Source organism: Bradyrhizobium sp. MI1.7 (genome assembly GCF_055811795.1).
Genome location: NZ_JBVVPO010000136.1, coordinates 1 through 9,270, shown reverse-complemented (window position 1 = coordinate 9,270; position 9,270 = coordinate 1). Strand labels below are relative to the sequence as shown.

The following is a 9,270-nucleotide window of genomic DNA, read 5'->3' as shown; positions in this document are numbered from 1 at the left end:
CAGCCGCCGAGCGTTCCGGCGACCAGCCACCGGCCGATGCGCCGTCTTGCGTGGTGTCCGTCATCGCACCCGCGTCCAGGGCACGACCGACATGCCGGGACCAACCGGCAGATCGGCCGGCCAATTGTCGACCACGATCTTCACCGGCACGCGCTGCACCACCTTGACGTAGTTACCGGTGGCATTTTCAGCCGGCAGCAGGCTGAAGGCGGTGCCGGAGCCCGGCTGCACGGAGTCGACATGGCCGGTCAGCTTCTGCCCGGGATAGGCATCGATGCGGATCTCGACCGGCTGGCCTGGCCGCATGTCGGCAAGCTGCGTCTCCTTGTAGTTGGCGACGATCCAGACCTCATCGGGGACGAACATCATCAGGCTCTGTCCGGCGGTCACGAACGTGCCCTTGGCGCCCGAAAGCTTGACGACGCGACCGGACTGCGCGGCAATGAGGCTGGTGTATTGCAGGTTCAGGTTCGCCTGATCGAGGTGCGCCTGTGACTGCTCGAGCTGCGCCTTGGTGCCTTCGAGCTGGGCTTGCAGCGTCTTGATGCCGAGTTGCGCAGCCGTCACCGCGGTCTTGGCGCGCTCGGTGTTGGCTTGCTGGGCTTGGAGATCGGAGCGGGTCTGCTGCTGGCGCTGCACGGTGCCGGCGCCCTTCTCGACCAGATCCTGGGCGCGCGCAGATTCTTCCTGTGAGAACTGAAGTTGGGCCTGCGCTTGCTCGAGCTGCGCCTGGGCCTGCTTGATCTGCTCCTGCTGGGAAACAATCTGCGCCTCGACATTCGCGATGTTTGCCTTGGAGACCTCGACCTGCGCCGCAGCCTGATCGACAGCGATGCGATAATCGCGCTCGTCGATCTTGGCGAGGAGATCGCCGGCATTGACATGCTGGTTGTCCGTGACCGGGATATCGGTCACGTAACCGCCGACCTTCGAGGCCACGGAAAAGCTGCGCGCGGCGACGAAGGCGTCGTCGGTGGATTCATAGCGGCGAACTTCCAGCCAATAGAGCAAACCGCCGACCAGCGCTGCGATCAGCACGATCGCGCCGACGGTCGCGAGCAGCCAGTGCTCGGCGAGCCGCTCGCGCAGAGGCGGGGTCTTGTCCGGCTTCCCGGGCTGTCCCTTGGTCTGGTGCTTGGGGTCGGGCGAATTCGTTGGAGCTTCGGCCCTCTGCGGTTGCTCCGCGGACGGCCCACGCTCCCGGGTTTGAGCATCCACGGTGAACACCTCGATCGCGACTTTTGGCTAGGCAAACGGCTTGGCCATGCGAACGCCGGGAACCTAACCCACAGCCCTGACGCATAGTTCCGGGTCCTGAGAGCACCGCTGTCATCCGTGAATGCATTGCAAAAAAAGCAAGCGCGGCGCTGTTGCTACCGCGCTCCAGCAAATGTCGCACACTCTGTTAGTGCGTTTTGGTCTCGTGCCATTTCTCCAGGTCCGGCTTTTTGTCGCTGGACTTCTGCTCCTTCTCCGGATTGCCCTTCCAGGGCTTGTCAGTCTGGGCGTGCGATCCCCAATCGTTCTGCTGCCGGGGATCGTCGTTGGGCTTTTCCTGGCTCATCGGATCTCCTCTCAAGTAAAAGGAACGCCGTAGTAAGCGTTGATACCGCGGCGGCGTCATCGCCCCAGTTCCAATCGCTGCGCTCGCTGTATTTCGGCGCACCTTCGAGCGCCTTCGTTCATCAGATGCTCCTGATCAGCCACATGTCAGGACGACCTTGCCGACCGTATGGCCGTGCTCCACAGTCGACAGGGCCCTGTGCTGCCTGTTCTAGCGGGAACGTGGCCTGAATGTGCGGTTTGAGCTTGTCGTTTTCGGCGAGCTTCCCGATCTTCGCGAGCTCTTCTCCGTCGGGCTCGACAGTGTATCGCATCGCGGTGACGCCCAGCGATTTCGCGCGGTCCTGCGAGGGCTCCGTCAAGGTCGAGATCAAACGGTCGCCCTTGTTCAAAAGCGCCCAGGAACGCTCGCGTGTCTCGCGGTCGGCCCGGCGTGTAGGGAAGGCGATCCTCCTGCACGGCGGGATATTTGCCAGACCTGATCTTGAAGTCGACCGGATTGACGCTGGCTGCCCGAACGGAAACCAGGATCTGACCGGCGTCGGGACCTGACTGTTCGAGCCGGTCGACGCAGAGCACGTCGTTGCCGCCGAACTGGTGAAATCGAACCTTGATGAGTTTTGCCATACCGGCTGACGCCGAAAGGCGGCGAGCGTTCCTATGGGCCGGAGAAGTCGCGAAGGTGTACAATGCTGAAGGATTTCGGTCGACAGCGAGACCGCCTCCTCCACCACCCGCCTAGGAACCGTGCCCCGAGCCTCGGGTTGGACGGATTGGACCAACTATCGAGAAGCCATCATGACGGAACCGGACGTTCGCAAGGGAATGCCGCCCGTCAAGCTGTCCCGTGAGGAATTCGAGAGCCGTTACAGGAGCCAGTTCGTCGATCCTGCCTTCGCCCCGCTAAAGTGGGAACTCGATGCGATCGTTGGGGCTGCCTGGGATGCCTACAGCCATTCGCGCAAATCGCCAGTAACGCGGAAGGCGGGTGTGGGGTTCGCCGATCCTGACGACGAGCTCGCCGTCGATTGGCTGGCGACGCGTACCGCCATCTTCGAGGCACAGCGCCGGCACGACGACGCTGGCGCGACGCCGCGTATTCTCGTCATCAACGGTTCGGCGCGCAGCGAGCACACCTGTCCGGGCGAGATGTCCAAGACCTGGCGCATGGTCAAGCTCGCCGAGCCCGTCTTCGTCGAGATGGGCTTCGCCGTCGACAGCCTGGATCTTTCCCGCCTGACCTCCGAATTCGGCAAGTATATTCATCCCTGCAAGTCGTGCGTCTCTACCGCCATGCCGCTCTGCCACTGGCCGTGCAGCTGCTATCCCAACTATTCGCTCGGCCAGACCAGCGACTGGATGAACGAGATCTATCCGCTCTGGGTGGCAGCCCACGGCATCCTGATCGTGACGCCGGTGAACTGGTACCACGTGCCGGGCGGCCTCAAGGCGATGATGGATCGCCTGGTCTGCGCCGACGGCGGCAACCCGGATCCGACATCGACGCACGGCAAGAAAGCCGCCGAAGCCAAGGCGCTCGAGCTGAAGGGCTGGCCGTATCCGCGTCATCTCGCCGGCCGCCATTTCGGCCTCATCGTTCACGGCGACAGCGTCGGCGCCGAGGGCGTGCGTCGAACGTTGTCCGACTGGCTGACCGACATGCACCTGATTTCGGCCGGCCGCTTTGGTGAGACGGACGGCTATGTCGGCTACATGGAACATTATGCGACCTCCCACCGGGAGCTGGACGAAGACCGCGCGTTTCAGCAGGAGGTGCTGAATACAGCCAAGGCGCTGGGCCGCGCTGTGGAGCTCGCCCGCAGCGGTCGGTTTGAGGATCCGGGGGCCGAACTCTCGGATCCGGATCCGAAATAAGGAGCGACATGCCTGTCGCTGCCGATCGCCGCGGGTTGATCGCGGTCGTCAATTGAGGATGTCGTCGGGTGAGCCAGACGGCGGAAGGATCGTCGAAGACTATCGTCTATGCCGCGCTCGTCGGCAACCTCCTCGTTGCCGTCACCAAGATCGGAGCTGCTGTCTGGACCGGAAGCTCGGCGATGATGAGCGAAGCCGTGCACTCGGTCGTCGATACCACCAATGAGGTGCTGCTGCTTTACGGTTACTATCGCGCGAGCCGTCCGCCCGATGAATCCCATCCGCTTGGCTACGGGCGCGAGCTGTACTTCTGGAGCTTCATTGTCGCTCTGTTGATTTTCGCGCTCGGAGCGGGCGTCTCGCTCTATCAAGGCGTCCTCCACGTCACCGCGCCGGAGCCAATCGAAGATCCCATCGTCAGCTTCATCGTGCTCGGCTTGTCCTTCGTATTCGAGGGTATCTCGTGGCTTTTCGCCTGGCGGCGCTTCCGGTCGGAGACCTCGCGCCTCGGGTGGTACGAGGCCTTCGTCCGCAGCAAGGACCCGCCCGCCTTCATGGTGCTGCTAGAAGACAGCGCGGCGCTGGTCGGCATCGTTATTGCGGTTGTCGCGACCGCAGCTGCGGTGTTGTTCGCCCAGCCGATTTGGGACAGTGTTGGCTCGATCCTGATCGGCATTCTCTTGGGCATCACCTCCATCGGGCTCGCCAGGGAAAGCAAGAGCCTGCTCATCGGCGAACCCGCTCATTCTGATCTGTCACGATCTATCCTCGACATCGCGCGACGGTCACCCGGCGTGCTCCGGGCCAACGGGCTGCTGACGGTGCAGCTGTCGCCGGCGGAGGTCGTGGCGGCGCTGAGCGTCGAGTTCGCGGACGACAAGCGCGCCGATGATATCGAGCAGTGCGTCATCTCGATCGAGACCGAAATACGCAGACAGCATCCGAACGTCGCGGCTCTGTTCATCAAGCCGCAAACGAATGCTCGGTATCACGCCGTGCGCGCCAGGCGCTGGGGTACGGGCGCCTGAAACACCTTGGCCAGGAACCAAGCACCCCAGCTGAGTCGACTGAGGTTGATGGCTGTTGCCTGTCCCAACGATCGTCCTGCGAAAAGGCGCCTCGGCGTACCATTAACGGCACGGGCTCGTGGTGTCTTTCCAGGCCGATGAAGCCTGACGCCTCTGTCCGGGCGGCCGTCCGGACGGGAGCGACGGCTGAAGCAACCCTGCACCTCCGGTGACTACTCGGCCATCGGAACGCGGGTTTCCTTGATTATAGGCGGCAGATTGTGGGCCAGCACGGAACCTGATCGCGTGCCTAGCATTGAAGTCGCGAAGAGGAGACTTCACATGAATGGGATCATCTATCTCGTGGGCCTGATCGTAGTCGTCATGTTCATCCTGTCGCTGTTCGGTCTTCGGTAAGACGCCATGGCCATTGAACCGCTCTCCGGGATCGAAACCGAGACTCTCCCAGCCACCGGCCTGACCAGGCCATGGGGGTTGCAGTGGACGTCCGTCATTGTCGGCGCCTTCGTGGCGATGGCGTTGTCGCTGATACTGATCTCCTTTGGGACAGCGCTCGGCCTAGGCATGGCCTCCGCTGCGCCGACCTGGAGGGATGCCTCCGTTGCGCTATGGCTGTTGTCGGGTGTCTACCTGATCTTCCAATCCCTTATCAGTTTTGGCTGCGGCGGCTATGTTGCCGGGCGCGTCCGGCCACGCTACGCTTCGGCGACCGACGACATCGAGACGCGGGACGGACTGCACGGCGTTGCTGCCTGGGCGCTGGCGGTCTTGATCGGCGCCGCTCTGACCGCATTGATAGCGGGCGCCGCAAACCGTCCGTCCGCAACTACGCAGCCGCCGTCGGCTACCGAACCATCTGTCCTAAGTTACGAGCTCGACCATCTTTTCCGCGCCCCTCGGCGGCCGCCGAACGTTGATCTGACGGGTGAGCGCGCTGAAGCCGCGCGAATTCTGGCAACCGCTTCGAGCCACAGCGGGGTCCTTCCCGAGGATCGCGCCTATCTTGTTCAGCAGGTCACGGCGTTGACCGGGCTGGCAGCGACGGACGCCGAAAGGCGGGTAGATACAACGTTGGCCAATGCCAAGAGCGCGATCTCAAGGGCCCGTGCGGCGAGCATTATTATCGCCTTCTCGACGGCTGCAGCATTGTTGTTCGGGGCTGTCGCGGCTTGGGCCGGCGCGGAGGCCGGAGGCCGGCATCGCGATGGCGAGCCGATTGCCGAATGGATGGCCCATTCTAATCGCTGGCATAAGAGCCGTGTCGGGGGTCTCCGACCTCTGCCGTAATGCGTTGCTACGAATTGATAGCAGGCAATGGGGCCTGCTATTAACGATCAACTCAGTCGCACTCGACAGAACGCTACCCACGACCAAATCTCGGATTGCCATGGGGGTAAGCGACCGAAAAATGCGACGCGAGTAAATTGATTGCAAGCACCTCAGTAAAGTGGCTCCTGCGGCAGGCGCCGGGACGTTCAGCATCATCGACGCGGCACGCCAGTTCTTAGGAACGTCCGCCGCATGTAGCTTCGGTTGATTAGCATCAACGTCAAACGGAGTTGAAAAACAGCGGCCAGGGCGGGCCCCAAAATGTTCGTTCGGGCAAAAGCCAAGATCCAACCGGTCGCTAACATTCCGCCTTAAGGCCTGACAACGAAAAATGGGCTGCCGAGTTTATCTCGGCAGCTTGTTTCTTTTCATTGTCTTCAAGTTCGCTATAACCGACAGATCGAGGCGCGCATTACAGCCCTTCAGCGACGTTGTCTGACCGCATCCTTTATCCTAAGCCGAACCACGGTCTCAATGAGAGGGGCACGGGCGCTTCGAGTGCTAACCGATGTTGGGCCTTATGCACGGTTCCCAAAACGGAGTGTCGCTGGGAATGCAGGAACCAGGGGCGTGCCCGACATTAAACGGCTCGGCAATCCGCCAGGCGCGCAGGAACATCATCCGAAACGCGCCGTTCTCCGTGTTCGAACAGAAAACCGGGAGCCGCCCCACCATGGCCCAGACAGTCTCCGACTTCATCGTCCAGCGTCTGCATCAGTGGGGCGTCCGCCATATCTTCGGCTACCCCGGTGATGGCATCAACGGCGTGTTCGGCGCGATGAACCGGGCGGAGGCGAAGATCAATTTCGTACAGGCCCGGCACGAGGAGATGGCCGCGTTCATGGCCAGCGCCTATGCGAAGTTTTCCGGCGAGCTTGGCGTCTGCATCGCCACATCGGGACCCGGTGCCTCACATCTCATCACCGGTCTCTATGATGCGCTGCTGGACCACCAGCCGGTGTTGGCGATCGTCGGCCAGCAGGCGCGAAACGCGCTCGGCGGGAGCTATCAGCAGGAACTCGATCTCGTCTCGATGTTCAAGGACGTCGCGGGCGCGTATGTCGAGCAGGCGTCCTCACCCGCTCAAGTGCGTCATCTGATCGATCGCGCCGTGCGCATCGCGCTTGCTCGCCGGGCCCCAACGGCCATCATCCTGCCCAACGACCTCCAGGAAGAGCCCTACGAAAGTCCGCCCCGCGCGCACGGCACCCTGCATTCCGGCGTCGGCTACAGCGCCCCGCGCGTGATACCGTGCGAGGCCGAGCTCGATCGCGCCGCGGAAGTGCTCAACGCCGGCAAGAAGGTCGCGATACTCATCGGCGCCGGCGCATTGCATGCCACCGAAGAAGTGATTGCGGTCGCCGATCGCCTCTCCGCGGGCTGCGCCAAGGCGCTGCTCGGCAAGGCGGCACTGCCGGACGACTTACCATGGGTGACGGGCTCGATCGGCCTGCTCGGCACCGAGCCCAGCTACACCATGATGATGGAATGCGACACGCTGCTGATGGTCGGTTCCGCGTTCCCTTACGCAGAATTCCTCCCGAAGGAAGATGCCGCGCGCGGCGTGCAGATCGACATCGATGCCGGCATGAATTCGATCCGCTTCCCCATGGAAGTCAGCCTCGTTGGCGATGCCGGGGAGACGTTGCGGAGCCTGTTGCCGCGGCTCGCACCCAAGAGCGACGGCGCCTGGCGCAAGGGCATCGAGAACGACGTCGCGAAATGGTGGAAGACGCTGGACGACCGTGCGCATCAGCCTGCGGCGCCCATCAATCCGCAGCTGGTCGCCTGGGAACTGTCACCGCGCCTGCCCGAGCGCGCCATCATCACCAGCGATTCCGGCTCCTGCGCCAACTGGTTTGCGCGCGACCTCAAGATCCGGCGCGGCATGACGGCCTCGCTCTCCGGCGGCCTCGCCTCGATGGGCGCCGCGGTGCCCTACGCGCTCGCCGCGAAATACGCCCACCCGGAACGACCCGTGATCGCGCTGGTCGGCGACGGGGCCATGCAGATGAACAACATGGCGGAACTGATCACCGTCGCGAAATACTGGCGGTCCTGGCGCAATCCGCATTTTGTCGTCTGCGTCTTCAACAACGAAGACCTCAACCAGGTGACCTGGGAACAGCGCATCATCAATGGCGACCCCAAATTCGAGGCCTCGCAGCAGATTCCAGACGTGTCCTATTCGCGGTTTGCCGAGATGATCGGTCTCACCGGCATTTTCGTCGACAGCCCGCAACTGCTGGGCTCCGCGTGGGAGCAGGCGCTGGCGAGCGAGACGCCGGTCGTGCTGGAGGTGAAGACCGATCCCGAGGTGCCGCCGCTGCCGCCGCACATGACGTTGCAGCAGGCCAAAAACTTCTCGCTCGCCCTGATGAAAGGCGACCCCAATGAGAGCGGCGTGATCGTGGGCGCAGCACGCCAGGTGCTGGAAAAGATCATGCCTGGAAACGAATGAGGTGAACCATGAGCGATTTCCGTGACATTCAACATGGCGTCAACGATCCCGTCGACGGCGTCGATGTGAAGCACCAGATCAATGCCAATCAGACGCCACACGAGCGGGCGCAGCATCATGCCGACGTGCGCGCGACGCCGTCGGCCTCGCCGTCCGAACCTTTCCTGCCGGAGCGACTGCGGCGGAAGCCGACCGATCCGATCAATCCCCGCACCGGCCGCAACCCGACGGATTAGGAACATCGGCCCCGGCGCGGTGTTGGTCGGCGCAAAGATTCGCGCGGCAAGCGGCCGCGCGGCCAATCAGAGGGACCGAACTATGAAACGCACCATGATCGCCGCTGCCTGCGTACTGCTCGCAGGCCCAGCGCTCGCCCAGTCCCTTGGCGAGAAGACCGGCGTGAACTCGGCGCTCGGCGTCGCGCCGACGACTGCCGATTTCGTCAAGGAGGTCGCCGTCAGCGACATGTTCGAGATCGAATCGAGCAAGCTCGCGGAGCAGAAGGGCAACGCGCAGGAGAAGAGCTTCGCTCAGCAGAAGGCGAACTCGGACGGCGTCTTCCATCCGAGCTGCGAGTGTGGTCGTGTGTCGTTGTAATCGGCACGCCAGCATCCGAGAGTAATGCGAACCTGGGCCAGTGACGTGAACAGCGTCTCGTTCAGGAGTTCGTCCCTCAAGCGCCCATTGAAGCTCTCGATGAAGGCGTTCTGCATGGGTTTGCCCGGCGCGATGTAGTGCCATTCGACGAGGCTGTGATCCGCCCATGTCAGGATGGCGTTGCTGGTGAGTTCGCTGCCGTTGTCGCTGACCACCATCTTCGGCTTGCCGCGCTCGATCATCAGCCGGTCCAGTTCCCGCGCCACGCGGATGCCGGAGAGTGAGGTGTCGGCCACCAGCGCCAGGCACTCGCGGGTGCAGTCGTCGACCACGGTGAGGATACGGAAGCGGCGACCATCGGTGAGCTGATCCGATACGAAGTCGAGCGACCAGCGGTCGTTCGGCGCCATCGGCACC

Annotated in this window: 9 protein-coding genes and 1 pseudogene; 6 read left to right on the top strand and 4 right to left on the bottom strand. The window is 63.0% G+C overall.

Annotated elements, in window-relative coordinates; all coding sequences use genetic code 11:
* Positions 1 to 60: 60 nt before the first annotated feature.
* The 3 genes from AC0L3X_RS45770 to AC0L3X_RS45760 form a co-directional block, all read right to left on the bottom strand.
* Entirely contained in the window at positions 61 to 1,218 is a 1,158-nt protein-coding gene (locus AC0L3X_RS45770) for an HlyD family secretion protein (RefSeq protein WP_354098840.1), read from the bottom strand.
* A 187-nt stretch (positions 1,219 to 1,405) separates the two neighbouring features.
* Positions 1,406 to 1,564: a hypothetical protein gene (locus AC0L3X_RS45765; protein ID WP_201266113.1), complete on the bottom strand. Its 159-nt coding sequence runs from the start codon at positions 1,562 to 1,564 to the stop codon at positions 1,406 to 1,408.
* A gap of 121 nt (positions 1,565 to 1,685) precedes the next feature.
* Positions 1,686 to 2,294 carry a zinc-binding dehydrogenase gene (locus tag AC0L3X_RS45760; protein WP_473317524.1) on the bottom strand — a complete coding sequence of 203 codons (609 nt, stop codon included), beginning with the start codon at positions 2,292 to 2,294 and terminating at the stop codon, positions 1,686 to 1,688.
* Positions 2,295 to 2,361: 67 nt separating this feature from the next.
* Here AC0L3X_RS45760 and AC0L3X_RS45755 point away from each other — a divergent pair, with 67 nt between their 5' ends.
* From AC0L3X_RS45755 to AC0L3X_RS45730, 6 genes and pseudogenes are all read left to right on the top strand, one after another.
* Positions 2,362 to 3,438: a flavodoxin family protein gene (locus AC0L3X_RS45755; RefSeq protein WP_473317523.1), complete on the top strand. Its 1,077-nt coding sequence runs from the start codon at positions 2,362 to 2,364 to the stop codon at positions 3,436 to 3,438.
* A 68-nt stretch (positions 3,439 to 3,506) separates the two neighbouring features.
* The gene (locus AC0L3X_RS45750; protein ID WP_473317522.1) at positions 3,507 to 4,466 is read left to right on the top strand and encodes a cation diffusion facilitator family transporter; all 960 of its coding nucleotides are present in this window, start codon (positions 3,507 to 3,509) and stop codon (positions 4,464 to 4,466) included.
* Between the two features lie 402 nt (positions 4,467 to 4,868).
* Positions 4,869 to 5,753, top strand: a complete 885-nt coding sequence (locus AC0L3X_RS45745; RefSeq protein ID WP_434057380.1) for a hypothetical protein — start codon at positions 4,869 to 4,871, stop codon at positions 5,751 to 5,753.
* Positions 5,754 to 6,468: 715 nt separating this feature from the next.
* Positions 6,469 to 8,256, top strand: a complete 1,788-nt coding sequence (locus AC0L3X_RS45740; protein ID WP_473317521.1) for a thiamine pyrophosphate-requiring protein — start codon at positions 6,469 to 6,471, stop codon at positions 8,254 to 8,256.
* 8 nt (positions 8,257 to 8,264) lie between these two features.
* Positions 8,265 to 8,492, top strand: coding sequence for a hypothetical protein (locus tag AC0L3X_RS45735; protein ID WP_085398776.1), 228 nt, complete (start codon positions 8,265 to 8,267; stop codon positions 8,490 to 8,492).
* Between the two features lie 82 nt (positions 8,493 to 8,574).
* Positions 8,575 to 8,793: pseudogene (locus AC0L3X_RS45730) on the top strand (DUF4142 domain-containing protein); the annotation flags it as partial.
* Here AC0L3X_RS45730 and AC0L3X_RS45725 read toward each other — a convergent pair.
* Positions 8,787 to 9,270: integrase core domain-containing protein (locus tag AC0L3X_RS45725; protein WP_473317520.1), on the bottom strand; the 484-nt coding region annotated here is incomplete at its 5' end. The pseudogene AC0L3X_RS45730 and the gene AC0L3X_RS45725 sit on opposite strands and share 7 nt — an antisense overlap.